Annotated in this window: 22 protein-coding genes; 11 read left to right on the top strand and 11 right to left on the bottom strand. The window is 51.3% G+C overall.

Annotated features, from left to right (window positions below):
• Window positions 1-159 precede the first annotated feature (159 nt).
• The 3 genes from HMPREF0673_RS10440 to HMPREF0673_RS10430 are packed head-to-tail and all read right to left on the bottom strand — an operon-like array spanning window position 160 to window position 3,452.
• On the bottom strand, window positions 160-1,161 hold the full coding sequence (locus HMPREF0673_RS10440) for a lysylphosphatidylglycerol synthase transmembrane domain-containing protein (protein ID WP_040596803.1): 1,002 nt from the start codon (window positions 1,159-1,161) through the stop codon (window positions 160-162).
• A 42-nt stretch (window positions 1,162-1,203) separates the two neighbouring features.
• Window positions 1,204-2,565, bottom strand: coding sequence for a sodium:proton antiporter NhaD (nhaD, locus tag HMPREF0673_RS10435; RefSeq protein WP_007901994.1), 1,362 nt, complete (start codon window positions 2,563-2,565; stop codon window positions 1,204-1,206).
• A gap of 32 nt (window positions 2,566-2,597) precedes the next feature.
• A complete protein-coding gene (locus HMPREF0673_RS10430) occupies window positions 2,598-3,452 on the bottom strand; it encodes an AraC family transcriptional regulator (protein ID WP_050804993.1) in 855 nt (284 codons plus the stop codon).
• 270 nt (window positions 3,453-3,722) lie between these two features.
• On the opposite strand from HMPREF0673_RS10430, the gene HMPREF0673_RS10425 reads away from it, so the two are divergent.
• The 9 genes from HMPREF0673_RS10425 to HMPREF0673_RS10385 all read left to right on the top strand — a co-directional run bounded on the left by HMPREF0673_RS10425 (window position 3,723) and on the right by HMPREF0673_RS10385 (window position 13,525).
• Window positions 3,723-4,544 carry an AAA family ATPase gene (locus HMPREF0673_RS10425; protein WP_007901992.1) on the top strand — a complete coding sequence of 274 codons (822 nt, stop codon included), beginning with the start codon at window positions 3,723-3,725 and terminating at the stop codon, window positions 4,542-4,544.
• Between the two features lie 2 nt (window positions 4,545-4,546).
• The gene (locus HMPREF0673_RS10420; protein ID WP_007901990.1) at window positions 4,547-5,647 is read left to right on the top strand and encodes a DUF4435 domain-containing protein; all 1,101 of its coding nucleotides are present in this window, start codon (window positions 4,547-4,549) and stop codon (window positions 5,645-5,647) included.
• 1 nt (window position 5,648) lies between these two features.
• Window positions 5,649-7,052, top strand: a complete 1,404-nt coding sequence (locus HMPREF0673_RS10415) for a C1 family peptidase (RefSeq protein WP_007901987.1) — start codon at window positions 5,649-5,651, stop codon at window positions 7,050-7,052.
• A gap of 44 nt (window positions 7,053-7,096) precedes the next feature.
• On the top strand, window positions 7,097-8,059 hold the full coding sequence (locus HMPREF0673_RS10410; RefSeq protein WP_007901985.1) for a type I phosphomannose isomerase catalytic subunit: 963 nt from the start codon (window positions 7,097-7,099) through the stop codon (window positions 8,057-8,059).
• A 296-nt stretch (window positions 8,060-8,355) separates the two neighbouring features.
• A complete protein-coding gene (gene nagB, locus HMPREF0673_RS10405) occupies window positions 8,356-9,147 on the top strand; it encodes a glucosamine-6-phosphate deaminase (protein WP_007901982.1) in 792 nt (263 codons plus the stop codon).
• Window positions 9,148-9,333: 186 nt separating this feature from the next.
• Window positions 9,334-9,990, top strand: coding sequence for a carbohydrate-binding family 9-like protein (locus tag HMPREF0673_RS10400; protein ID WP_040596802.1), 657 nt, complete (start codon window positions 9,334-9,336; stop codon window positions 9,988-9,990).
• A gap of 183 nt (window positions 9,991-10,173) precedes the next feature.
• Window positions 10,174-10,398, top strand: a complete 225-nt coding sequence (locus HMPREF0673_RS10395; protein ID WP_007901976.1) for a DUF3791 domain-containing protein — start codon at window positions 10,174-10,176, stop codon at window positions 10,396-10,398.
• Window positions 10,399-10,455: 57 nt separating this feature from the next.
• On the top strand, window positions 10,456-10,689 hold the full coding sequence (locus tag HMPREF0673_RS10390) for a hypothetical protein (RefSeq protein ID WP_007901975.1): 234 nt from the start codon (window positions 10,456-10,458) through the stop codon (window positions 10,687-10,689).
• A complete protein-coding gene (locus tag HMPREF0673_RS10385) occupies window positions 10,661-13,525 on the top strand; it encodes a 3'-5' exonuclease (RefSeq protein WP_245544251.1) in 2,865 nt (954 codons plus the stop codon). Before HMPREF0673_RS10390 ends, HMPREF0673_RS10385 begins: the two co-directional genes overlap by 29 nt.
• Here HMPREF0673_RS10385 and HMPREF0673_RS10380 read toward each other — a convergent pair.
• From HMPREF0673_RS10380 to HMPREF0673_RS10350, 7 genes are all read right to left on the bottom strand, one after another.
• Window positions 13,495-14,244, bottom strand: coding sequence for an exodeoxyribonuclease III (locus HMPREF0673_RS10380; protein WP_007901956.1), 750 nt, complete (start codon window positions 14,242-14,244; stop codon window positions 13,495-13,497). The genes HMPREF0673_RS10385 and HMPREF0673_RS10380 overlap by 31 nt on opposite strands.
• 11 nt (window positions 14,245-14,255) lie before the next feature.
• Window positions 14,256-14,933: a DUF4840 domain-containing protein gene (locus HMPREF0673_RS13500; RefSeq protein ID WP_007901955.1), complete on the bottom strand. Its 678-nt coding sequence runs from the start codon at window positions 14,931-14,933 to the stop codon at window positions 14,256-14,258.
• 142 nt (window positions 14,934-15,075) lie between these two features.
• Entirely contained in the window at window positions 15,076-15,666 is a 591-nt protein-coding gene (gene folE / locus HMPREF0673_RS10370) for a GTP cyclohydrolase I FolE (protein ID WP_007901953.1), read from the bottom strand.
• 23 nt (window positions 15,667-15,689) lie between these two features.
• Window positions 15,690-16,307, bottom strand: a complete 618-nt coding sequence (locus HMPREF0673_RS10365; protein ID WP_007901950.1) for an SPOR domain-containing protein — start codon at window positions 16,305-16,307, stop codon at window positions 15,690-15,692.
• Window positions 16,308-16,365: 58 nt separating this feature from the next.
• On the bottom strand, window positions 16,366-18,438 hold the full coding sequence (locus HMPREF0673_RS10360) for a BT_3928 family protein (protein ID WP_007901949.1): 2,073 nt from the start codon (window positions 18,436-18,438) through the stop codon (window positions 16,366-16,368).
• Window positions 18,438-18,980 (bottom strand): DUF1599 domain-containing protein, encoded by a 543-nt coding sequence (locus tag HMPREF0673_RS10355; RefSeq protein ID WP_007901947.1) that lies wholly within the window; start codon window positions 18,978-18,980, stop codon window positions 18,438-18,440. Before HMPREF0673_RS10355 ends, HMPREF0673_RS10360 begins: the two co-directional genes overlap by 1 nt.
• 69 nt (window positions 18,981-19,049) lie before the next feature.
• On the bottom strand, window positions 19,050-19,475 hold the full coding sequence (locus tag HMPREF0673_RS10350; protein WP_007901945.1) for an outer membrane protein assembly factor BamD: 426 nt from the start codon (window positions 19,473-19,475) through the stop codon (window positions 19,050-19,052).
• A 729-nt stretch (window positions 19,476-20,204) separates the two neighbouring features.
• Here HMPREF0673_RS10350 and HMPREF0673_RS13495 point away from each other — a divergent pair.
• Together HMPREF0673_RS13495 and HMPREF0673_RS10340 are read left to right on the top strand one after the other, a co-directional pair.
• The gene (locus HMPREF0673_RS13495; RefSeq protein WP_050804992.1) at window positions 20,205-22,094 is read left to right on the top strand and encodes a hypothetical protein; all 1,890 of its coding nucleotides are present in this window, start codon (window positions 20,205-20,207) and stop codon (window positions 22,092-22,094) included.
• A gap of 108 nt (window positions 22,095-22,202) precedes the next feature.
• Window positions 22,203-22,373 (top strand): hypothetical protein, encoded by a 171-nt coding sequence (locus tag HMPREF0673_RS10340; RefSeq protein ID WP_157591697.1) that lies wholly within the window; start codon window positions 22,203-22,205, stop codon window positions 22,371-22,373.
• Window positions 22,374-22,483: 110 nt separating this feature from the next.
• Here HMPREF0673_RS10340 and HMPREF0673_RS10335 read toward each other — a convergent pair whose 3' ends face one another.
• Window positions 22,484-23,782, bottom strand: coding sequence for an NCS2 family permease (locus HMPREF0673_RS10335; protein WP_007901940.1), 1,299 nt, complete (start codon window positions 23,780-23,782; stop codon window positions 22,484-22,486).
• Window positions 23,783-23,832 lie beyond the last annotated feature (50 nt).

Genomic DNA, 23,832 nt, shown 5'->3' with positions numbered 1-23,832 from the left:
TTGAGGTGTTGAGGTGTTGAGGTGTTGAGATGGTGAGATATGTTGTTGAGGTGTTGAGATGTGGTGTTGTTATGTTGAGGTGTTGAGATGGTGACAAATGCATATGTCAACACATCAACATCTCACCACATCAACTCAACAAATCTCACCACATCAACATCACACCATCACACCACCTTTTGTCCTGGTAAAGGACAAAACGGTCCACGCATACACGCCAAGTGCTACGACGAGGAGCGTCTGTACGGAGTGGACGATGAGCACGAAGTTGAGTGCGTCCACGTCGCCAACGCCGTAGAGGATGAGCATCGTCTTCACCGCGAAGTGCCACGGACCGGCACCGTTAGGTGTAGGCACGATGACCGCTATGCTGCCCACGATGAACGTGACGAGAGCACACGCCATACCTAAGTGTGCCGTAGCCTCGAAGCAGAAGAACGTGAGATAGTAGTGGAGGAAGTAGCTCGCCCAGATGCCTACCGTGAACGCCATGAAGAGCCACGGGTGCTTCACGGTGCGTATGGACATAATGCCCTGCCAGATGCCACGTATCATGTCGCGCACCTTATTATATATGGCGAAACGTCGCAGCAGATACCATGCGAGTATGAGCACAGCTATCGCACAAACGGCAGTCACGGCGTAGCCGGCGGCAGAGAATTTAGAGAGGATTGACTCGAGGTTGGTGCCCGTCTCGGTAAAGAACGTGTTGAAGACGTGCAGTTGTAGAAAAAAGGTAATGAGGGCGATGAGCATGACAAGAGCCGAGTCGATGGCTCGCTCCATGACCACCGTGCCCAATGCCTTCGGGAACGACACTCCGTCGTAGCGTCGCAGTATGCCGCAGCGTGCGAACTCGCCGATGCGCGGCACTATGAGACTGACGGCATACGAGAGGAATATCGAGTTGATGCTCGTCGATGTGCGTGGTTTCTCACCGATAGGTTCGAGAGTGAGGTGCCAGCGCCATCCGCGGAACATCTGTGCAAGTATGCCGAACGGGAACGATAGCAACATCCAAGTCCAGTTCATGCCGTGCATAAGCGTGTCAGCCACGGTCTTGAAGTCGAAATCGCGGTACATCCAGTAAAGGATAAGTCCGCCGAGCATTATCGACAGACTTACCTTTAATGAGTTGTTTATTAGTTTCTTTATTTCCAATGAACCCTTATTTATACATTGATTTTATAAAGTTAGGGGCGTTTAGAATACGAATGTGCGTATGAAATAGTAGCTTATGATACCTGCGATGTAGCCCACGAATGCTATCCATGTGATGCGCTTCATGTACCATCCGAAGGTGATCTTCTCCAAGCCCATTACTACCACGCCAGCAGCCGAACCGATGATGAGCATCGAACCACCCACACCGGCACAGTAGGCGAGCAGCTGCCAGAAGATGCCGTCGACAGCCATGTCGCCCGTAGGAGCAACCGGATACATACCCATGCAACCGGCAACGAGCGGAACGTTGTCGACGATGCTCGAGAGCACGCCGATGATGCCCGTCACGAGGTAGTGGTTGCCGTTGAAGAAGGTGTTCAGACCGTCGCCTAAAGCGGTGAGCACGCCCACCTCAGAGAGGCACGAAACAGCCATGAGGATGCCGAGGAAGAACAGAATGGTAGACATATCTACGCGCGAGAGCAAGTTGGTAACGCGCTTCTGTGTGCCCTCGTCATCGTGTCCGCGGTGCAAGTGGCGGTAGAACAACTCTGTGGTTGTCCACAGCACGCCCAACACGAGCAGAATACCTACGAACGGAGGCAAGTGTGTGATACTCTTGAACACCGGCACGAACATCAAACCGCCTACACCAATCCAGAACACAGCCTTACGCTGACGCTCGGTGAAGTCGCCAACAGAAGCGTCAGCACCCTCCTTTATCTCCGGCATGTGGAGTTCGCCCTTCAGCTGATACTGCAGGATGAACGCCGGGATAATCATTGACACAAGCGACGGTACGAGTATCTCGCTGATTACTCCAACCGCTGTGATTAGCCCCTTGTTCCAAAGCATGATGGTCGTTACGTCGCCGATAGGCGAGAACGCGCCACCCGAGTTGGCTGCTATGATGACGAGCGAGGCGTAGATGAGTCGGTCGTTGCGCTCGGTGACGAGTTTGCGCAAAATCATGATCATCACAATACTCGTTGTGAGGTTGTCGAGTATGGCTGAAAGGATGAAGGTAAGGAACGCAATGCGCCACAGAAGCGTGCGCTTAGAGTTGGTCTTCATCACCTTGCGTACCCAGTTGAATCCACCGTTCTGGTCTACAATCTCTACGATAGTCATAGCTCCCATGAGGAAGAACAGCGTTGTAGAGGTGTCGCCCAAGTGCTCCTGAATGATAGAAGTCACTGCTGCTGCCATACCGCTAAGGTCGCCAGTGTACCCGTGTATAGCGGTGAGATACTGCATCGGGTCGAACATATAGAGCGTCCAGCACGCAACAAACATCAGCAACGCAATGGCTGCCTTATTCACTTTCAACAGGCTTTCGGTAGCTATACACGCATAGCCGAGCACGAACGCCACAATAATCATAATGGTTAGAGTAGTCATGAGTTTTTTTGATTGTTAGCTTTATTTTGTTGTTAGTCTTTTTTCTTTCTTGATTTGATCACCTGGCGCTGTGTGATCACTCCGTCGGCATACTCCTTCGGCGACATGCCACGGTTGTTCTTAAAGCATCGGTTGAAGTAAGGCACGTCGTTGAATCCCACCATGTAGCAGACATCGGTGATGCTGAGCTTACCATCGCGCAGCAGAGAGCACGCGCGGTCGACACGCAGCTTGTTGAGATAGGTGATGTAGGTCTGTCCCGTAGCCTTCTTGAAGAAGGTGCAGAACGACGAGCGGTTCATGCCCACGTGGTTGGCTATCATGTCGATGGTGATAGAGCTTGCGTAGTTCTCCAGCGAGAACTCCTTCACCTTATTGATGCGGTCGGACGTGCGGTCGGTTTCGGCGAAACGACCGATTACTATACCATCGCTCTCGTGCTTAGAGAGCAGCAAGATGATGCGGAAGATGTATGGCAGCAACTCCGACATCTTCTTTGTACGCATACGAAGCATCATCTCGGTCATCTCTTCAAGCGTCTTGCCGCTGAATGTGATGACAGAAGAAACTGATTTGAGCTGTTCTAAGCGTTCCGTAATCTCGGGGAAAGCACTCGCACAGCGGTCGATAAACTCAGTCTTGAACGACAATGTGGCATATTCTATTCTGCCGCATTCGTCGGTATAATGGTTGTCGTATGTCCAGCAATGGGGGATGTGCGGCGGAATAAAAGCAAGGTCGCCATCGCTAAATTCACTTGTTTCGTCGCCAAGAGTGCGTGTTCCCCTGCCGTGCACTACATAGGTGAGTTCCCATGTTTCTTGTTTGTGGAGGGATATAACGTCGCTCGGACTAATGGCGACACTGTCAAACTTGTATAAATTCATAATGTTCAATAATAGATACCTTGTTGTTGTTATTATATTAGGGTGCAAATATACGGCAAATAATTCATACTTTTGCATCTTCTTGGTGTTATATTTGCTTATTTAACAATAATAAACAAGCAAATATCATAGTTTAAAATGAATATATTTACATGATGTGGCAACTTGTAATGTTAATTGTTGAATAAATGTTAGCGGTGTAGATTTTTTTTTATATCTTTGTCTGAAGAATACTTAAGTGTAGATAAGTATAGACAAAAAGCTAACTCTATGAAATATTCCGAATACATAAAGCAGATAGAAATCGACTCGTTGTGGAGCGGTAAGCGTCACATCGTGTGGAATCTTGACCGTAAAGTGAATATCCTCAGCGGCATCAATGGTGTCGGTAAGAGTACTATATTAAATAAGGTGATTAGAGGATTGTCGGCAGGTGGCGAGTTTCCGAGCCACATGCTCAAAGGCGTTCGCCTCACCGTTGAGCCGGAAGATGCACGCTGGATACGCTACGATGTCATCCGCTCGTTCGACCGTCCGCTGCTGAACCTCGACGCTGTGGGCAAGTTGAACACCGCGCTGAGCGACCTCACCACCGAGCTCGATCTGCAGCTGTTCTTCCTGCAGCGCAAGTATCTCGACTATCAGGTGAACATAGGCAACCGTATCATCGCCAGCCTGCAGAGCGGCGAGGCTGACGCAGCACTTCAGGCGCAGCAGATTTCCGCACCGAAGACCACGTTCCAGAACCTCATCGACGATCTCTTCTCGCAGACCGGCAAGAAGATAGTGCGCACGGAGAACGAGATACGCTTCTCGCAGATTGGCGAGACGCTAACGCCCTACCAGCTATCGAGTGGCGAGAAGCAGATGCTCGTCATACTGCTCACCGTGCTCGTGGAAGATCAGCAGCCATACGTGCTGTTCATGGACGAACCGGAGGTGAGCCTGCACATCGACTGGCAGCAACGTCTCATCGACCTGATCCTCACGCTCAACCCCAACGTGCAGATTATTCTCACCACCCATTCGCCGGCGGTGATAATGAACGGCTGGGCTGATTGCGTGACAGAAGTGTCGGATATAACAGATTGAAAATGGGCAAGCGTCTTACAGATTGCATAACATCGCAATACATAGGAGCGGCAAACCGTCTGAACTCGAAGAAGGCACGCCGACGCATCGTGGCTTATGTGGAGAGCTACGATGACATATTCTTTTGGCGCTCCGTTCTCACACGCTTTGAGAACGAGGAACGCTATTTTGAGGTGCTGCTGCCTTCGCGTCTTGAGCACCTGGAGCGAGGCAAGAAGGCTGCGATAATGAGCATGATAGCTACGGGCGGAGTGGGCAAGAACATGATAGCGTGCGTTGATGCCGACTACGACTATGTGGCGCAGGGCGCAACGTTCTCGTCGAAGACGATACTCGAAAACCCCTACATATTCCACTCCTACGCTTACGCTATAGAAAACATGCAGTGCTACGCCCCGTCGCTGCACAACGTGTGCGTAGCCGTCACGCTCAACGATGCGCAGAAGTTCGACTTCGAAGCGTTCCTTGCCGACTTCTCCACAACCATCTTCCCGCTCTTCGTGTGGAACGTGTGGTCATACCGCAACGCTGCAGAACGTCGGTTCACCATCTCCGACTTCGTCCGGTCGATAGAGATGGGCAGTCTGTCGCCCGAGAACGCCTCGGCTGCGATAGCGCAGTTGCGTCGCCGTGTGGCTCACAAGGTGAAGACGCTGCAAAGCCAACACCCAGGTGCTAAGGAGAGCTATCTGAAGGTGAAGGAGTCTTTGCGCGAGCTTGGCATCGTACCTTCCGAAACTTACCTATATATACAAGGTCATCACCTCTTCGACAAGGTGATTGTGCCACTGATGAAGAAGGTGTGCAACACGCTGGTGCGCGAACGCGAGCGCGACATAAGCAGGCAGAGCGTACACGCTACGCAGCAACGCAACGAACTCTCGTGCTACACGTCGAGCGTTGGCAGCGTGGAGTATAGTCTGCGCCGCAACGTGGGCTATGTGGCATCGGAGCAATACCGTCGCATCGTCAGCGACCTCGAAAAGTTCCTCGACAATACGTCGGATGCTACAACATCACCAACTAATCTCAACACCTCACCCCCTCACCATCTCACCCCCTCACCCCCTCACCATATAATAACATTAACAACAAATACATAAAATGAAGAAAACGACATTAGCTTTAGGCTTATGCCTCGCGCTTGCCACAACCGCAGGCGCACAGAAGCAGGGCGGCATCTCAGCCTCGATGCTTCAGCAGATTGAGAAATCGCAGGGTTCAACCGCTACGAACAAGGCTCTGTTCAACGCCGTGGCTTCCAACCGTATTGACAACCTCGCAAAGAACTTCTCAAACCGCAATACGTTCGACACACACTTTAGCGTAGAAACCACAAAACAGTCTATCCACGACCAGAAGAGTTCGGGACGTTGCTGGATGTTCTCGAGCTTCAACGTGTTCCGTGCCGACTTCGCACGCCACCACGCCGACTCGCTTTCGGTGGAGTTCTCTCACGACTATCTCTTCTTCTACGACCAGTTGGAGAAAGCGAACCTCATGCTGCAGGGTGTCATCGACAACGCCAAGAAACCTATGGACGATGTTCGTGTACAGTTCTTCTTCAAGAACCCGCTTAACGATGGCGGCACATTCTGTGGCGCAGCCGACCTTGCTCCGAAATACGGACTCGTGCCTAAGTCGGTGCAGCCGGAGACCTTCTCTGCTGAGAACACATCCAAGATTTCGTCGCTCATCTCCTCAAAGCTCCGCGAGTACGGCTTGGAGCTTCGCAAGATGGTGGCTGACGGCAAGAAAGCGCAGGCTATCGACGCACGCAAGACAGAGATGCTCTCAACCGTTTATCGTATGCTTGCCATGGCATTGGGCGAGCCAGTGAAGGAGTTCACATACCAGTTCCGCAACCGTTGTGGCGAGCCTGTGGGCGAACCGCGTCGCTACACTCCGCTTGAGTTCTATAACGAGACAGTAGGTCACAAGCTCGCTGGCACATTCATCATGGTTATGAACGACCCGCGCCGTCCGTATCACAAGACATACGAGGTGGAGTACGACCGCCACGTGTACGACGGCACCAACTGGAAGTATCTCAACCTGCCGATGGAGGACATAGCAAAGCTCGCCATCGCTTCGCTTAAGGATGGCAAGAAGATGTACTCGTCTTACGATGTTGGCAAGCAGTTCGACCGCGAGCTTGGCTATCTCGACACCGAGAACTTCGACTACGCTTCGCTCTTCTCTACAACATTCCCGATGAACAAGGCTGACCGCATCGCTACATTCGACAGCGGATCGACCCACGCCATGACCCTCGTAGCCGTAGACCTCGACAAGGACGGCAATCCGTTGAAGTGGAAGGTGGAGAACAGCTGGGGTCCGAACAACGGCGCACAGGGCTGCCTCATCATGTCTAACCGCTGGTTCAACGAGTACATGTTCCGTCTTGTAGTCGACAAGAAGTACGTACCCGAGAACTTGCAGAAGGAGTTCGAGCAGAAGCCGGTTATGGTTATGCCTGAGGACCCGTTGTTCGGCGAGGACGATTAAATAGAACACTTATAATACAACAAAACAACAGAAACAAATACACTATGGAACCATTAAAGTTCAATGCACTCCTTAAGTCAACCATCTGGGGTGGTGAGAAGATTATTCCGTTCAAGCACCTCGACGTGCAGCAGGAAAACGTAGGCGAAAGTTGGGAAATCTCTGGCGTGCCAGGCAACGAGACAGTAGTTGCCAACGGCGAGTACGCAGGCAAGAAGCTCAACGAACTCGTACACGAGCTGAAAGGCAAGCTCGTAGGCGAGGCTAACTATCAGCGTTTCGGCGACGAGTTCCCGTTGCTCATCAAGTTCATTGACGCACGCCAGGACCTCTCTATACAGGTGCATCCTACCGACGAGCTTGCAAAGCGTCAAGGCAAGGAGCGCGGCAAGACCGAGATGTGGTATCTGCTCCCGTCGGATGCTGATGCTACACTGCTCTGCGGTCTGAAGCAGCAAATCACTCCCACCCAGTACGCAGAGATGGTGGAGAACGACACCATCTGCGACGCTATCTCACGCTACGACGTTAAGGAAGGCGACTGCTTCTTCCTCCCCGCAGGTCGCATCCACGCCATCGGCACCGGCTGCTTCCTCGCAGAGATACAGCAGACATCCGACGTGACATACCGCATCTACGACTTCAAGCGCAAGGACAAGGACGGCAACTACCGCGAGCTGCACACAAAGCAGGCTGCAGAGTGCATCAACTACAACGTTGAGAGCAACTACCGCACAGAGTACACGCCGGAGAAGAACCAGGGCGTATCGCTCGTGCAGTGTCCTTACTTCAACACAGCCGTTTACGATCTCGACGAGCCGATGACTATCGACTACTCTGAGCTCGACAGCTTCGTTATCCTCATCGGCTTGAAGGGCGAAGGCACCATCACCGACAACGAGGGCAACGTCACAACGCTGCGTGCCGGCGAGAGCATCCTCGTTCCGGCTACAACCGAGACACTGAAGGTTGAGGGCAATGTCAAGTTCCTTGAGACATACGTGTAGTTGTAACAAACATTTAAATTCTTGATGTAAATCGGCATTTTTGCCTCATTCACTTGGGGGTTATAAATTAAATGCGTAACTTTGCATCGTAATATGTTAGAAGAAACCGATTTTCAACTAACTTATAACTGCTTATTTAGTTACAACTACTACTACAAACAAACACAGACGTGCCCCGATGAGATGTCGGGGCACGTTTTATAAACAATAATCAGTACGCGCAGTTGTAATTAACAACAGCACACACATGCCCCCTTATTAAACTTGAAAATTTAATCAACTAAATAATTATCGCTATGAGATTAATCATTGAAAAGGACTACGACCAGCTCTCAAAGTGGGCAGCTGAGCATGTTATTGAGCGTATCAACAAGTTCAACCCGACACCCGATCACAAGTTCGTTCTCGGTTTACCTACAGGTTCTTCACCAATCGGTATGTACCGCGCATTGGCTGAGGCTTGCAAGGAGGGTCGTGTTTCATTCAAGAACGTCCTTACTTTCAATATGGACGAGTATGTAGGTCTGCCTGAGTCGCACCCGGAGAGCTACCACTCATTCATGGCTAAGAACTTCTTCGACCACGTTGACTGCCCGAAGGAGAACATCCACATCCTCAACGGCAACGCAGAGGACCTCGAGGCAGAGTGCGCTCACTACGAGCAGATGATTGAGGAAGCAGGCGGCATCGATCTCTTCATCGGTGGTATCGGTCCTGACGGTCACATCGCATTCAACGAGCCGGGTTCTTCACTCACATCACGCACACGTCAGAAGACTCTTACAACTGACACTATCGTAGCCAACTCTCGTTTCTTCGACAACGACGTTAACAAGGTGCCGACAACAGCCCTCACAGTAGGCGTTGGCACAGTGATGTCAGCTCGCGAGGTGATGATCCTTGTAAACGGTCACAACAAGACACGCGCGCTTCAGGCAGCTGTTGAGGGTCCGGTTACACAGATGTGGACTATCTCTGTTCTTCAGCTCCACCAGCACGGCATCATCGTAGCTGACGAGGCTGCTACAGACGAGCTCAAGGTTAGCACATACCGCTACTTCAAGGATATCGAGAAGAACAACCTTTAAAAAGTAAAAAAGGAATTTTAAAAGTAAAAGAGTAAAAGAGTAAAAAAGTAAAAAAGTAAAAAGTGCTTCTTACTCTGTTACTCTTTTTCTTTTTACTTTTCATCTTTGTTCAAAAACTTCTATGTTTTGAAACTAAAGAAAGTTCTTTTTACTTTTTTACTTTTTTACTTCTTTACTTTTAAAATTATGGCAAATACATTAGAAATAAAGAAACTCTCAGCTACTTCTGTCAGCGCAGCAGACATCTGCCGCGTGCTCGATGATGCTAACATTGGTTTCGTGGCTGTGGGCAACCACTGCTGGGCAGAGACTTTCCCTTACCGTCCTACGATGGAGGTACGCATGGCTCACAACGGCAAGCAGCTGCTCATCAACTGCCGCGTCACCGAGGAATGTGTGCGCGCAGTTGCTCCGCACGACGATGGCAACGTTTGGGAAGACTCATGTTGCGAGCTCTTCCTCTCGCCCGTAGCCGACGGCACCTACTACAACCTCGAGTGCAACGCAGCAGGCACCTTGCTCATTGGCTTTGGTGCTAAGCGCGAGGGACGCGAGCGTGCTCCGCAGGCAGTGCTCGACAAGATTGATCGCTGGTCTTCAATGGGACGCACTCCTTTCGACGACATCGCCGGCGAACGCACATGGCAGCTCTGCCTTGCTGTGCCCGTAGAGGCTTACTATCAGCACTCGCTCCCGTCGTTCGACGGCTTGAAGGTGAAGGGCAATGTGTACAAGTGCGGCGACAAACTGCCTCACCCTCACTTCCTCTCGTTCTTCCCCATCGACCTTCCGAAACCCGACTTCCATCGCCCCGACTTCTTCGGTAGCGTGGAGTTTGAGTAGAAGTCAGATTGTTTTATAGTATTGTCCGATAAAAATAGAGGTACATCTATTTTTATCGGATTTTTTATTCTATAAAGGTTTCAATTTGTATTTATATAGATTGTTTTTATAAATATTATTTTGAGGATAGGAAAATGCTATGTATCTTTGCAATATACCTAATAAGTTTAAATTTGGATAGATATGTCAAAGGAAGACCATAATACAGTTGGGTACACTATAGCCCTTGTCAGCGAGTTTGCTGCCAAGTTTGGCATTATGCCCAAGCAAGCGTACAACTATCTGAAGCGTTTCAAAGGATTGGATTATTTCTACAATCATTATGGCATATTGCATACTTTTTCGTTCGAAGATTCTGTAGATGCGGTGTCTGAGGTTTGTAGACTTAACGGAGGAAAATTGCAATGAAGTTGTATCACGGTTCTAATATGAGGGTTGAAAAGCCCTTCAAAAACTCAAAGCTTTATGACACGATTAAATCCGGAACAGATCAAGATAATGAAGGACGAACTGACTGTGGAATTGGCTGATTGGCTGATGTCCACGTATGGTTACACTCCGTCCGAGGCTCTTGATGTGCTTTATACCTCCGAGACCTTTGAACGATTGCAGGACACAGCCACAGGTTTTTATTTTCAGAGTGTTGGCTATGTGTCATCTTTTTTGAAGAATGAAGTGGAACATGCAGTCTTTTCTTAACCAGAACTTTACTCCCGACGCTTGCCAGCGCGAGGTGATAGAGGCGCAGGGTGGATTTCATCTTGTGCTTGCATCGCCTGGTTGTGGCAAGACGCAGATACTGACAGAGCGCATACGCCGTGCCCACGATGTTGAGGGGGTGGCGTATGCCGATATGTTGTGCCTCACGTTCACCAACCGTGCAGCGCGCGGAATGCTCGAGCGCATCAATGCGAACATTGCTGACAGTAGTGTCGGCGACGTGTTCGTGGGCAATGTCCACCGCTTCTGCTCGAAGTTTCTGTTTGGAAACGGGCTTATAGCAGCCGAGTCGAGCGTCATTGATGAGGACGATGCCATCTCTATCCTTGCGCGATACATGGGCGAGGACGAATATTCGGTGCTTGGCGACTTCAAGCGCCGACGCGAGTACTCCGTGATATTCCACCTTGAGAGCATGATGCACCAGATTGCTATGGGGCATCCGAAAGCGTTGCGCACCAACACCGACTGCATCAATGCCGACGACGTGAAGGCGATGCAGCGCATCTGCAGCGTGCGTGGCTGCGCGTTCGACGCGGCGGCTATGGTCGACATATATAATAATGTGGAGACATATCGCGACCTGACCACTGCCGACACCGCCGACTATGGCGACTATCAGATAATCCACCGCCTACTGCGCAAGATGCAGCTGGCGCAACAGTATCATCAGTACAAGAAGCAGAACAACCTGCTCGACTTCCACGACCTGCTGCTCTTCACCTATGATGCGCTGAACGCCGACGCAGCACAGACCGAGTACAAACGCTACACGTGGGTGCAGGTGGACGAGGTGCAGGATCTCAACCAGCTGCAGTTAGCTATCATAAAGCTCCTCACCGCACGTGCCTACCGCACGGTGATGTTCCTCGGCGACGAGCAGCAAGCCATCTTCTCGTTCATGGGCGCAAAGCTCGACACGCTTACCGCACTCAAGCAGCAGTCGGCTTGCCAACTGCATCACCTCTCGGTGAACCATCGCTCGCCGAAGTATCTGCTCGACATCTTCAACACCTTCGCAGCCGAAGAGCTGCATATCGACCCTGCGCTGCTGCCCGATGCCGGACTGCAGTTGCACGTCCCACTGCTCGGCAACGAGTTGGCATTGCTCTACAGCGAGACCTACGAGCACGAGGTGCGCGACTGCGTGCAGTTTGTCGACCGTCTCCGCACAATGTTCCCCGAGTCGACCACCGCGCTCATCGTCAATGCCAACCGCGACGCAGAGGATATCAGTGACGAACTCACACGCCGTGGCATCGGACACTTCAAGGTGTCGGGTTCCGACCTCTTTTCTTCGCCCGAACTGAAGCTGCTGCTTGCGCATCTCGCTGTGCTCAACAACGAGTTCAACTTCCTTGCGTGGGCACGCCTTGTGAAGGGTGTGGGCGTGTACGAGAGCAATGCCGCAGCCCGCAACTTCGTGCGTACTCTGTTCGACCGTGCCATCCTGCCGTCCGACCTGCTGCGCTCTGCCGCAGACGAGGCTGACGGGCAAAACGTCGTCGCCACCTACTTGCAGCGTTTTGTGCGCAGTTACGAGGAGCAGACCATCGTTGTGTTCGACACCGAGACCACCGGATTGAATGTCTTTGAGGATGATATCCTTCAGATTGCTGCCGTGAAGATGCGCAACGGCGTGGTCGTGCCCGGCTCCGAGTTTTGCGTGTACGTAGAAACCGACCGCGAGATACCAGCCATGCTTGGCGACATTGTCAACCCCATCATCGAGGAGCGCAAGCATCACACGCTGCTCTCGCACCACGCTGCACTACGTATGTTCATGGAGTATGCCGACGGATGCCGCCTGCTCGGACACAATGCCGACTACGACTGGCACATCCTCGACCATAACCTGCGCCGCTACGCACCCGAGTGCGACCTGCACGAGTCGCACGCCGACTATCTCGACTCGCTTCGCCTTGTACGACTGCTGCATCCCGAGCTGCGCGAGCACAAGCTGAAGTCGCTGCTCACGGTGCTCGGCTTGGAGGGTACGAACTCGCACCTTGCCGATGACGACGTGAACGCAACGCGCAGCGTCGTCGTGCATTGCTACAAACAAGCAAAGGAAAGGGTAGAGGAGCAGCGCACGTTCCTCAGCGATGCCCGTGTGCGTCAGCGTGTCGATATATTGCGCCGCAATTACGGCGAGATATATCGTTCGGCTTGCGAGCGTATGTATGTAAGAGATGAGGTTACCTCTTGCTTTGTTGGTGCACTTGAGACAAGTGCACCCCCTAAGGCGGCGTATGCCGAGGATAAGAATGCGACGGATGCGGCGGCTATGGAGAATAGGGTGGCGTTGGTTGCCGAGTTGCAACGCTTCTACGACGCGCTCCTTGCCGACAACATGATACAGCCGATTAGCGGCTTGCGCTACGTCACGGCTTATCTCTCTAAGGATATGATTGATAGCGCAGCGGAGCCGTCGCTCTACGAGCAACTCTCCAACCACGCCATGGAGATAAGTACGCTGAAGGAAGCCGACCTCTGCGGAAGCAGTAGCATCGACGAGCGCATCTTCGTCACGACAATACACAAGGCGAAGGGTTTGGAGTTCGACAACGTCATCATCTTCGACGCTGTCGACGGACGTATGCCCAACTTCTACAGTCGCAACAACCCGCGCCTCCTGGCTGAGGATGCACGCAAGTTCTACGTAGCCCTCTCGCGAGCGCGTTCTCGTCTGTACATATCGCAGTGCATACGTCGATACGATTATCGCAATATGCCGCATGACGTGTTCACGACACCATTCATGCGGCATATAGCTAAGTATTTTCAATCCAATATAAGTTCCACCGGGCAGTGATCGCTGCCGAACACCTCGTTGTGTATGGCGGCACTGGTGATGCGCTCGCGCAGGCGTTCGGACGTGATGAAGTAGTCGATGCGCCAACCCGCGTTCTTCTCGCGCGCCTTGAAGCGGTACGACCACCACGAGTAGGTAGGGTCGTCGGGGTGCAGCGTGCGGAAGGTGTCGATGAAGCCTTCGCCGAGGAAAGCGGTCATCTTCGCACACTCCTCGTCGGTGAAGCCCGCATTCTTGCGGTTCGTCTTCGGGTTCTTCAGATCAATCTCCTCGTGCGCCACGTTCAGGTCGCCGCACACTATCACCGGCTTCTTTGCGTCCAGACCCTTGATGTACTGCAGGAAGTCGTCCTCCCACTTCATGCGGTAGTCGAGACGGCGAAGTCCGTCCTGCGAGTTCGGTGTGTAGCACGTCACGAGATAGAAGTCCTCCATCTCAAGCGTTATCACTCTGCCCTCATGGTCGTGCTCATCAATGCCGATGCCGTACGTCACGCTGAGCGGTGTGTGTCGCGTGTAGATAGCCGTGCCCGAGTAGCCTTTCTTCTCGGCATAGTTCCAGTAGGATGTGTAACCCTCAAACTGCAAGTCGAGTTGTCCTGCCTGCATCTTTGTTTCCTGCAGGCAGAAAAAATCCGCGTCAAGCGTGCGGAAAGACTCTTCAAAGTCTTTCTGCACGCAAGCGCGGAGTCCGTTTACGTTCCATGAAATGAACTTCATATAGTTCGTCTTTATTTTGTTGTGCAGGTCATCAGAACCTGGCGGAAGTATATGTCTGAGATGAGGTTGCTCTCCTTGTATTCGTCTACGCAGATGCCCGAGAGCACCATGTTATACTCGAATATCTTGTCGACAAAGCTGTTTGAAGCATAAGTGCCGATGTAGCCTGCGAGGTCGAAGATGAAGTACACGTCGTGCGCCTTGCCATTGTAGACGAAGCTCTGCTTGATTGTCTTCGGGTACACCGCAAATTTATAGCCATATTGATGTTGGTAGCTTGTGTTTGGCACGAAGTATTTGGAGGTGAACTTCTCCACGGTGTTCTGCGACTCATGTATTGCTGTGCGCAGCGCAGCAAGCTCTTGTGCTCTTGTGCTGTTGTCGTTCTTCGGAATGAAGATAGCCGAGTCGAGTTTGCATACGGGGAAGTCGCGCATGGTGATGGTTGAGTCGGCGGTCACGTTCCAGCTGTAGTGCTTGATTGAGTCGTACTTCACAGCTTTGTTATAGTTCTGGTAGTAGAAGCGTACCACTGAACCGTATGTACCTGCCATCAATTTTTGATAGCTTGCCTGTTCTTCCTTTGTGGGCACCTTGTAGTCGTTGTCATCATTTAAGCATGATGAGAGTGCGAATGTTGCAACGAACAATGCCACAACAGATAAAATGAAGCTTTTTGTGGTTTTCATTTCTTTGAATTTTAATTGTTTTGTCGAATGTTTTTAAGCCTAACTAAGCCTCTTTAAGCCTTTCTAAGCCGAGGGTTTTAAGCCTAACTAAGCCGAACTATGCCTTCTAAGCCCTCCCCGACGGGGAGGGTTGGGTGGGGCTTCAGAACTTGTGCGAGTCGGAGTTGATGAGATTCATAAACTCCTGGCGCGTCTTCGCCTGCTCGAATGCTCCCGAGAAGTCGCTCGTCATGGTTATAGAGCTTTGCTTCTCCACACCGCGCATCTGCATACACATGTGCTTTGCCTCTATCACAACCATCACGCCGAGTGGGTGCAGCGTTTGCTCGATGCACTCGCGTATCTGCTGCGTGAGTCGCTCCTGCACCTGCAGGCGATGCGAGAAGATATCCACCACGCGTGCTATCTTGCTCAGTCCGGTGATGTAGCCGTTCGGTATGTACGCCACGTGTGCCTTGCCGTAGAACGGCAGCATGTGGTGTTCGCAGAGCGAGAACACGTCTATGTCCTTCACCACCACCATCTGGCTGTAGTCTTCTTTGAAGAGTGCGTCGGTGAGCACCTTCTGTGGGTCTTGCGAGTAGCCGCGTGTGAGCACCTGCATCGCCTTTGCCACGCGCATCGGTGTCTTCTGTAGTCCTTCGCGTTCTGTGTCTTCGCCCAGCAGATTGATAATGCTTTTATAGTGTGAGGCAAGGTCGTCCAAGCCCTCTCTGAATTCTGGAGTATCCATTTTGAGTTTTGAATTTTGAATTTCTAATATGCAACTGAGATTTTTCCGCGCACGATGCACGCCTGCTTATATCCCAACTTCTTCACCTGCTCCAATATGGCGCTTGCCTCCTCGTATGTGCGGTAGTTGCCCATGCGGCATAGCCAGCGAGGCGAGTAGAAGTGTACGTATATCGGTTGACTTGGGAACGCAGCCTTCACCGCGTTGCCAGCCCGCTGTGCCTTTATCTTGTCGTTGCGTGAGTTGCCACCGGCGAACACCTGCACTCGGTAGCCGTTCGTCTTGTACGCACGGCGCATCACCTTCTTGCTTGTGTCCACTTCTGGCTCCGTAGCGGTTGCCTCAGTGTCACTGCTGTGCTGCGTAGTGGCTTCGTGTCGCGGTGTGTGGTTGTGGGTTGCACCCTCGTGCTCTTGATGCTTGTTTGTCTTTACTGTGGGCTGCGTAGGTTTGTTTGCTGCCTCCTGCTGTTTAGGGTTTACGTTAGCTGTGTTCACCAGCTTGTCTATTTCCTCGCTCTGTGTCACAATCACGCTTCCCTTGCCTGCTGTCTTCTCTTGCAGGTGTTGGGTGTAGGTCTGTGCGTGTGCGATGGCAGTGATGCAGACGATGAGACATGAGAGAATAAAAAGACGTTTCATAGCTTTGTTGGTTGACGAGTTTACAAGTGAGGGGGTGGGTTGGCACCCCCTCGGTGTGTTACTTCTTCCAAGCGTCGATGATGCCCTTGAAGTCAGCGCACTTCAGCGAAGCGCCACCGATCAAGCCACCGTCGATGTTCGGCTTAGAGAAGAGTTCAGGAGCGTTGCTTGCCTTGCAGCTACCGCCGTAGAGGATAGATGTCTCCTCAGCAGCCTCTGCGCCGTACTTCTCAGCTACTGTAGAGCGGATGTAAGCGAGCATCTCCTCAGCCTGGTCAGATGTAGCGGTCTTGCCTGTACCGATAGCCCAGATTGGCTCGTAAGCGATAACGATGTTCTTCCAAGCCTCTGCGTCGAGGTGGAATACTGAGCCCTCGAGCTCTGCCTTTACAACCTCGTTCTGCTTCTCTGCCTCGCGCTCCTCGAGAGTCTCGCCGCAGCAGAAGAGAATCTTCAAGCCGTTAGCAAGTGCCAAGTCTACCTTCTCCTTCAGAATCTCGGCTGTCTCGCCGTAGTACTGGCGACGCTCTGAGTGGCCGAGGATAACGTACTGAGCACCTGTGCTCTTTACCATCTCTGCTGAAACCTCACCGGTGTAAGCACCCTTAGCCTTGTCTGCGCAGTTCTCAGCGCCGAGGCCTACTACTGTAGAGTCGAGTACGCCAGCTACAGAAGCCAAGTGGATAAACGGAGTGCAGATGATAACCTCACAGTTAGGTTTGTCAGCTACAAGTGCCTCGTTGATTTCCTTTGCGAGAGCAACGCCATCCTGCAGGTTCATGTTCATTTTCCAGTTACCTGCTACAATTTTCTTTCTCATTTTCTTTTCTGTTTTAAAAAGATTAAATATTCTGTTATTGCTTTGTTTGTTTCTAATCCATTTCGACCAAGCCCACAGTCGGTCGGCTAAGGTGAGTGCCGAGAGTGGCAGGAAGAACGTGAGCAGCACGATGAGCAGACGCTCTGTGGTGCTGTCGTTCTGCGCTTTGCCTATTGTGAGCTGCTGCAGTGGGGCTGTGAGGTCGTCGGTTTGTGGCAGCGCGTTGTGGCTCCACTTGTCTATTATCGTGCCGTCCTTCAGCAGCATCAGCCCCGGGTTGCTGCGTATCATTGTCTTCAGCGTTGTCTCGTCGGCGTTGCAGAACTGGTATTCGGCTCCCGTGAGGTCGCGCCAGCGTTCTATCTCGTCGTTGGCTGATGCCGTCACGCAGTAGAAGTCGGCACCGTTCTCCTCCGCGTATTCGTATATCTGGTCGATGTCGCCGAAGTTGCTGTCGTCAGCCACTGCCAGTCGGGGCGATACGAGCAGGAAGGTGTAGCCCTTCTTCGTGAGCACCTGCTCGGTGATGTCCTCGCCCGTGTCGCATGAGGTCAGCGCGAAGTCGTGTATCGGTGGCTCGTATCCCTTCTTTGTCTGCACCGTTCGGGTGTCTACGTACTCCCATGTCGAGTCGGGATAGTTGTCGAGCGTGAACTCGCGCGTCTCGCCGTTCTTTCTCAGCAGGAACGTGCTTTCGAACTCCGGCTGCTCTGCGCCCTCCGGTATCTCCATGCCCTGCTTTATGTTCATGCCCACGTGGTAGGGTCGGAAGTCGAAGATGGGCAGCGTATATAGACAGTAGACGCTTGTTATGACGATGTACGCCACGGTGTAGTAGCGCACTATCCACTGGTTGGAGCGCGATATGAAGCGCGCCATGTCCACCGGTCGCCATGCCACGAGTGCGGCACACGCTGCGAGCACTATGTTCTTCAGCAGCGTCTCGCCGTTGGTCAGCTTCAGCGCGTCGCCGAAGCAGCCGCAGTCTTTCACAGGGTCGGCTACGAATATCCACAGCGTGAGCACCGTCATCGCTGCCATAAAGGCGAGCGTGATGCGCGATACGACGTGTCGGCGCACGGCGAACAGCATGAACACGCCCAACGCAAACTCCAGTGCACCCAAAGCTATCGCTACGCCGACGAGCATCCAGTCGGGCAGCAACCCGTTCAGCGACATCGCTGCGGCGTAGTCTTTCAGCTTGTAGAGCGTGCCTAACGGGTCGATAGCCTTCACGTATCCCGAGAAGATGAACGTGGCAGCGAGCACGAACCGGCAGACGTTTACGGCTGTAATCCTTAGCTTCTGCATTACTCCGCCATCTTTATCGCTCCGAAGCACGCATAGTTGATGATGTCCATATAGTTGGAGTCGATGCCTTCCGACACGAGTGTCTTGCCGTCCAAGCCCTCAATCTCCTTTATGCGTTGTATCTTTGTCAGTATGAAGTCGGTGTAGCTGCTGATGCGCATGTCGCGCCACGCCTCGTTGTAGTCGTGGTTCTTGCGCAGCATCAGCTCCAGGCACTCCTTGGCGTGCACGTCGTAGAGCGCGAGAGCCTCGTCGGGCGTTATGTCTACGGTGTCTACGAAGCCCTTCTCTATCTGTATCAGTCCGATGATGCCATAGTTGATGAGTGCTATGAACTCCGGGCGTATGCCTTCGCCAACGAGCGAAGTGCCCGTTGTCTCGAGCGAGCGTATGCGCTTTGCCTTTATGAAAAGCTGGTCGGTGAGCGACGACGGGCGCAATATACGCCACGAAGCCCCATAGTCATGGAGCTTCTTCGCAAAGAGCGTGCGACACTCGTCCATCACTCTCTTAAACTGTTCTTCTGTCTTTGTAGTATCCATAAATCGGCACAAAAATACAAAAAACTTATGAATTGAGCAAACGTAGTCGTATTTTTACTGCTTCTGCGCTTACTTCTCCGTTTTGTTCTGTTCGTTCTTCTGTCGCATCCTGATCATCTTCACCACACCGCACATGGCGTCGTATCGCGCCTGCAGCGAGTCGCGCTTCACGCCGAGCATGTTGCGTTGGTAGCGGTTGGTCGTGGTGTCCAGCTGCGCTATCGTCTGTTGCAGCAGCACGTCGGTGGCTGCCACGTCCGCCTGCGCCATCTTCAGCGATGCGTTCTGCCACACCACGAGTGCCTCCTTGCGCACCTCTATGGCAGCAGGGTAGCGGTCGCGCAGCAGTGTGATAGAGTCGAGCGTGGCGCGGTAGTTGCCACTCTCGTAGAGCGTATGTATGCGTGTGAGCATCTCGCGTGCCTGCTCGTCGTCGGTCTTGGCGCACGAAGCGAGCGTCAAGGCGATAAGTGTTATGAGTGTTAATTTCTTCATTGCTCGGCAAAAGTACAACAATTCTGCGTATTGGCGACGTAACCGCCACCTTATTTAATTAATATTTAGACATGCGAACATTATTAAAGAAAAGCCGAAGCGTTACATTTAGCGTCTGCGCCGACCGATGCGGACGTCTGCGCCGACCGATGCGGATGTCTGCGTCGACCGATGCGGATGCTGTAATGTTAAAAATAAGGTGCAGAAACATTTTGTTTTGTTTTTCTTTTGTGCATAAAAAATAATTGCTTAATTTTGTCGCTCGTACTCAGACATACCTAAACAATAGTACAAACTACGTATAAATAACTAAAAATATATAACAATTTAATAGCTTAAATATGAAAACCTTTAGCTTAAACAAAATCATTGCAATCTTTGCATTGCTATTTTTTATCGGGGGGGGGTAAAACTTTAGCTCGAAACGGACAACCCCAAACACTCCCTATTATAAATTATAGCCCAAACGGAAGCAAATTTTATTCCGATTTTACCATTGATTGGACAACGCAGAAGTTGCAGATTATCGTTGATGTCACTAATTGTACGACGGCACCATCGGGAGGTAATGAGAATCCGGACAATGTTTTTGATCTTTGTCCGCAGACTACGTCTGATGTTGGATGGGAATCTCCTACACCTGTTGTACATGTCTATTGTAATGGTACACAACTGAAATTGCGTGGTAATAAATTTACTGGTAAAAACAACCTTAAGCCGGATATAACTTTGGGTTCTTCTTACGACAAGACCAACATCACAATCGAGATTGATAACGAAAATGGTCTTACTGTTAATGGTAATTCAACCACACTCACAGCTACCTTCCTCACCGAACTGCTTAATAACTCGAACTTGACTTTTGCAAGTCAGGAGGGAAGCGGCAGAATGCATGGTACATATAAGTCGGTGAAAGTGGTGAGCAAGACCGCGCCTTCAGGAATCGTTACCTCAACAAACGAGACGACACCAGAACACGTATTCACGATGCGTAATGCAAATGGTGATTATGTTAATAGTAACCTGTATCGTACACTCGCAGCTTCTGACTATGCACAGTTTGCTTTTTATGAAGTTAGCGGTAAGGCAAACGCTTATTACATATATAACTATAGTGCTAAAAAGTGGCTTAAGTACACTACGAGTGCTACTTATACGGTAGGTAAGGACTTCGTTTCTAATGGTGAGAAAAGCGAGCGCAGCGAGTTCTACATCACTAATGCCGCAAAAGGCGGTGTAAACGGTGTGCAGATACAGCCTTACAATGCTGCTGGCAATGCTGCTAATAATTATTTGAACTTCTATGCTGGCGGTGATCAGAACACTAATCATACTATTGGTAACTGGACGGATGGTGGTAATAATGACTTAGGTAGTCTTTGGCTATTTACGGAGGTAGAGATTGCCAATAATAATGCTGTCATAACATCCACAACAATTCCAACAGGTACTTCTACAAACCTTACTTATAACGGTCAGACCACTTGGAAGGCAACTAAGAATACTCCATGGGAGGTTACAACACCTATCGATTGGAATACACAGCAGCTCATTGTTACAGTTGACCTTAATGGAGTATATGCTGCCGATGCTGAGACGACGCATCCTCGTATGATACTTTGTGTTACTGGTGCTGACGATGAGCTTGGTTGGACTTTAAATACTGGACGATCTGTTTTCTATAATCAGAGTGCAACAAAAATACAGGGTTATGTTCTCGAAGGTGATAATTCTAATACAGACCCTCAACCTTATACCAACCCATTGGTGTTTAGATACACAAAAGATGGTCTGTACTTAGGCAACACATTGTCAAAACACAATGCTACTTGTTTGTCAAAACTCCTCTCGCAAAAGAATATAAAGATTGGTGCTAACAACGAAGCTTGTAGTGGTACATACACAATACAGTTGGCTTCTAATGACTATGCTCCTGCGCAAACTTATTCTGACAACATCTTGCGTGAGACAGCTACGGTGTCATTCAACTCTCAGAACAATGTTGACGTGCAGCTTGAGCGCACACTGAGCCCGGAATATTGGAATACGTTCTGTGTGCCGTTCACAATTTCGGCTGACGTAATAAAGGAGAAGTTTGGTGAGGGCACTCAGGTGTGCACCTTTGGTTCTATGGAGGGCACAGTGATGAACTTCGCTCATTCTACCAGCATCGAGGCTGGCAAGCCTTACATCGTGAAGCCTACTAAGGAGGTGGTAAATCCTTCGTTCACAGGCGTGAATATCGAGGCGACAGCAGCTAAGCAGGTAGGTGCCAACGGCTACTTTATGCAGGGCATATACAGTGTGAAGACCGACCTCACTACCGATGGAACAAACCTCTTCCTCGGCGACGGTAACAAGTTCTATAAGCCATTAGGAACTACAACCGCAAAGATGAAGGGCTTGCGTGCGTTCTTCATCGTTCCGCAAGGCACCAACTTCGCAGCTCTGCGTGCTAACATCGACGGCGCAACAACCGCTATCGACGAGCTTACCACTGTTGTTGAGCAGCCTACCGACAACCGCATCTATAACCTGCAGGGCCAGTTCGTGGGTACAAGCTTCGAAGGTCTGCACGGCGTGTATGTACAGAATGGCAAGAAAGTGCTGGTGAAGTAGTTTCTGCCTGATACAATAAAATACACCTAATACAAAATAAAATACACCTAATACAATAAAATCATGACTAAGAAAATCTATACTGCCCCTAAAATAAACGTTGTTGAAATGAGTTGCACAACAATCATGGCTGGCTCCTACGGAATAGAAGAGGACGGAACGAGTGTCTCAGGTACATTAGGTAGTGAGTCAGTAAGCTCGGGCGACTCCTGGGGAGGTGCATACTCGGCATCAAGAGTCTACTTCGATAGCTGGGCTGACGACCCAGACGATATCTAAACAGTTCGCCGATTGAGCAAACGACAATAAACATAAATACATCAATAAAAAAAGCGAGGCTCGAAAGCCTCGCTTTTTTTGTTGCGTATTTGTTTTGACACATCCCCGAGTTAGATGAAGATGTACTTCATAATGAACAGCGCAGCCAGCACATAGAGCGTGGGGTTGAGCTTCTTCCAGTTCATGCAGAGCATGTTGATAAGCACGTACGAGATGACACCGCAGAGGATGCCGTCGGAGATGCTGTACGTGAGCGGCATCATCACGATGGTGATGAACGCCGGTATCGACTCGGCATAGTCGTCGAGGTCGATGTCCTTCACAGGTGTGAGCATGAACAGACCCACGATGACGAGCACCGGAGTGGTTGCTGCAGCCGGTATGGAGAGGAACAGCGGAGCGAAGAACATAGCCACGGCGAAGCACACAGCCGTAGAGAACGCCGTGAGACCGCTGCGTCCGCCCTGCGCTACGCCTGCCGCACTCTCCACGTAGGTAGTAGTGGTGCTTGCGCCGAGGCACGCGCCAGCCATTGTGGCTACGGCATCAGCCATGAACGCCTTGTTCAGACCTGGTATGCGTCCGTCTTTCTGCATCATGCCCGCCTTGGTGCAAACGCCCACGAGCGTGCCCATAGTGTCGAACATGTCGATGAAGAGGAAGGTGAACACCACCACGAGCATGTCGAGCGTGAAGATGTTGTGGAACTCGAACTGGCAGAACAGCGGAGCCACCGACGGCGGTGTGTCCACCACGCCCGAGAAGTTGGTTACGCCCATCGGTATGCCGATGAGTGCTGTGGCGAGGATGCCGATGAGCAGCGAGCCCGGCACGTTCTTGATGACGAGCACCGAGGTGAGCACGATGCCAATCACGCCGAGCAGTGCTGTTCCTTCGGTCATGGTGCCGATGGTGACGAAGGTGGCAGAACTCTCGACGATGATGCCGGCGTTCTTCAGTCCGATGAAGGCGATGAAGAGTCCGATGCCGGCACCTATGGCACGCTTCACCGAAGCCGGTATGGCGTCGACGATGAGTGTGCGCACCTTTGTCAGCGTTAGTACGACGAAGATGAAGCCCTCGATGAGTATCGCGGTGAGCGCGAACTGCCATGTGTAGCCCATGGTGAGGCAGACGGTGAACACGAAGAAGGCGTTCAAGCCCATGCCCGGTGCCAGTCCGAAGGGCTTCTTGGCGTAGATAGCCATGGCGAGTGTGCCGATGATGGCTGCGAGTGCCGTTGCGGTGAACACCGCGTTGGTGTCCATGCCCTTGTCAGCGAGGTTGCTGAAGATGCTCGGGTTGACGGCAAGGATGTACGCCATGGTGAGGAAGGTGGTGATGCCAGCCATCACCTCAGTCTTGATGTTGTGCTTCGACGGGTCGAAGCCGAAAAGTTTTGAAAGCATGTTTTTGATTTTTATAAGCCGAACTAAGCCTTTTTAGGCCTCTTTAAGCC

Source organism: Leyella stercorea DSM 18206 (assembly GCF_000235885.1).
Lineage (GTDB): Bacteria > Bacteroidota > Bacteroidia > Bacteroidales > Bacteroidaceae > Prevotella > Prevotella stercorea.
The sequence above is the reverse complement of the archived record's forward strand: the minus strand, read 5'-3'. Positions and strand labels throughout refer to the sequence as shown.

Excerpts from the sequence above, each read along its gene's own strand:
- HMPREF0673_RS13500 (WP_007901955.1), bottom strand. The coding sequence starts at position 14,933 with ATGAAAACCACAAAAAGCTTCATTTTATCTGTTGTGGCATTGTTCGTT.
- HMPREF0673_RS10385 (WP_245544251.1), top strand. The coding sequence starts at position 10,661 with ATGAAGTGGAACATGCAGTCTTTTCTTAACCAGAACTTTACTCCCGAC.
- HMPREF0673_RS10335 (WP_007901940.1), bottom strand. The coding sequence starts at position 23,782 with ATGCTTTCAAAACTTTTCGGCTTCGACCCGTCGAAGCACAACATCAAG.
- folE (WP_007901953.1), bottom strand. The coding sequence starts at position 15,666 with ATGGATACTCCAGAATTCAGAGAGGGCTTGGACGACCTTGCCTCACAC.
- HMPREF0673_RS10380 (WP_007901956.1), bottom strand. The coding sequence starts at position 14,244 with ATGAAGTTCATTTCATGGAACGTAAACGGACTCCGCGCTTGCGTGCAG.
- HMPREF0673_RS10400 (WP_040596802.1), top strand. The coding sequence starts at position 9,334 with ATGGCAAATACATTAGAAATAAAGAAACTCTCAGCTACTTCTGTCAGC.
- HMPREF0673_RS10420 (WP_007901990.1), top strand. The coding sequence starts at position 4,547 with ATGGGCAAGCGTCTTACAGATTGCATAACATCGCAATACATAGGAGCG.
- nagB (WP_007901982.1), top strand. The coding sequence starts at position 8,356 with ATGAGATTAATCATTGAAAAGGACTACGACCAGCTCTCAAAGTGGGCA.
- HMPREF0673_RS10395 (WP_007901976.1), top strand. The coding sequence starts at position 10,174 with ATGTCAAAGGAAGACCATAATACAGTTGGGTACACTATAGCCCTTGTC.
- HMPREF0673_RS10425 (WP_007901992.1), top strand. The coding sequence starts at position 3,723 with ATGAAATATTCCGAATACATAAAGCAGATAGAAATCGACTCGTTGTGG.
- nhaD (WP_007901994.1), bottom strand. The coding sequence starts at position 2,565 with ATGACTACTCTAACCATTATGATTATTGTGGCGTTCGTGCTCGGCTAT.
- HMPREF0673_RS10355 (WP_007901947.1), bottom strand. The coding sequence starts at position 18,980 with ATGGATACTACAAAGACAGAAGAACAGTTTAAGAGAGTGATGGACGAG.
- HMPREF0673_RS10360 (WP_007901949.1), bottom strand. The coding sequence starts at position 18,438 with ATGCAGAAGCTAAGGATTACAGCCGTAAACGTCTGCCGGTTCGTGCTC.
- HMPREF0673_RS10410 (WP_007901985.1), top strand. The coding sequence starts at position 7,097 with ATGGAACCATTAAAGTTCAATGCACTCCTTAAGTCAACCATCTGGGGT.
- HMPREF0673_RS10430 (WP_050804993.1), bottom strand. The coding sequence starts at position 3,452 with ATGAATTTATACAAGTTTGACAGTGTCGCCATTAGTCCGAGCGACGTT.
- HMPREF0673_RS10390 (WP_007901975.1), top strand. The coding sequence starts at position 10,456 with ATGACACGATTAAATCCGGAACAGATCAAGATAATGAAGGACGAACTG.
- HMPREF0673_RS10415 (WP_007901987.1), top strand. The coding sequence starts at position 5,649 with ATGAAGAAAACGACATTAGCTTTAGGCTTATGCCTCGCGCTTGCCACA.
- HMPREF0673_RS10350 (WP_007901945.1), bottom strand. The coding sequence starts at position 19,475 with ATGAAGAAATTAACACTCATAACACTTATCGCCTTGACGCTCGCTTCG.
- HMPREF0673_RS10365 (WP_007901950.1), bottom strand. The coding sequence starts at position 16,307 with ATGAAACGTCTTTTTATTCTCTCATGTCTCATCGTCTGCATCACTGCC.
- HMPREF0673_RS10340 (WP_157591697.1), top strand. The coding sequence starts at position 22,203 with ATGAGTTGCACAACAATCATGGCTGGCTCCTACGGAATAGAAGAGGAC.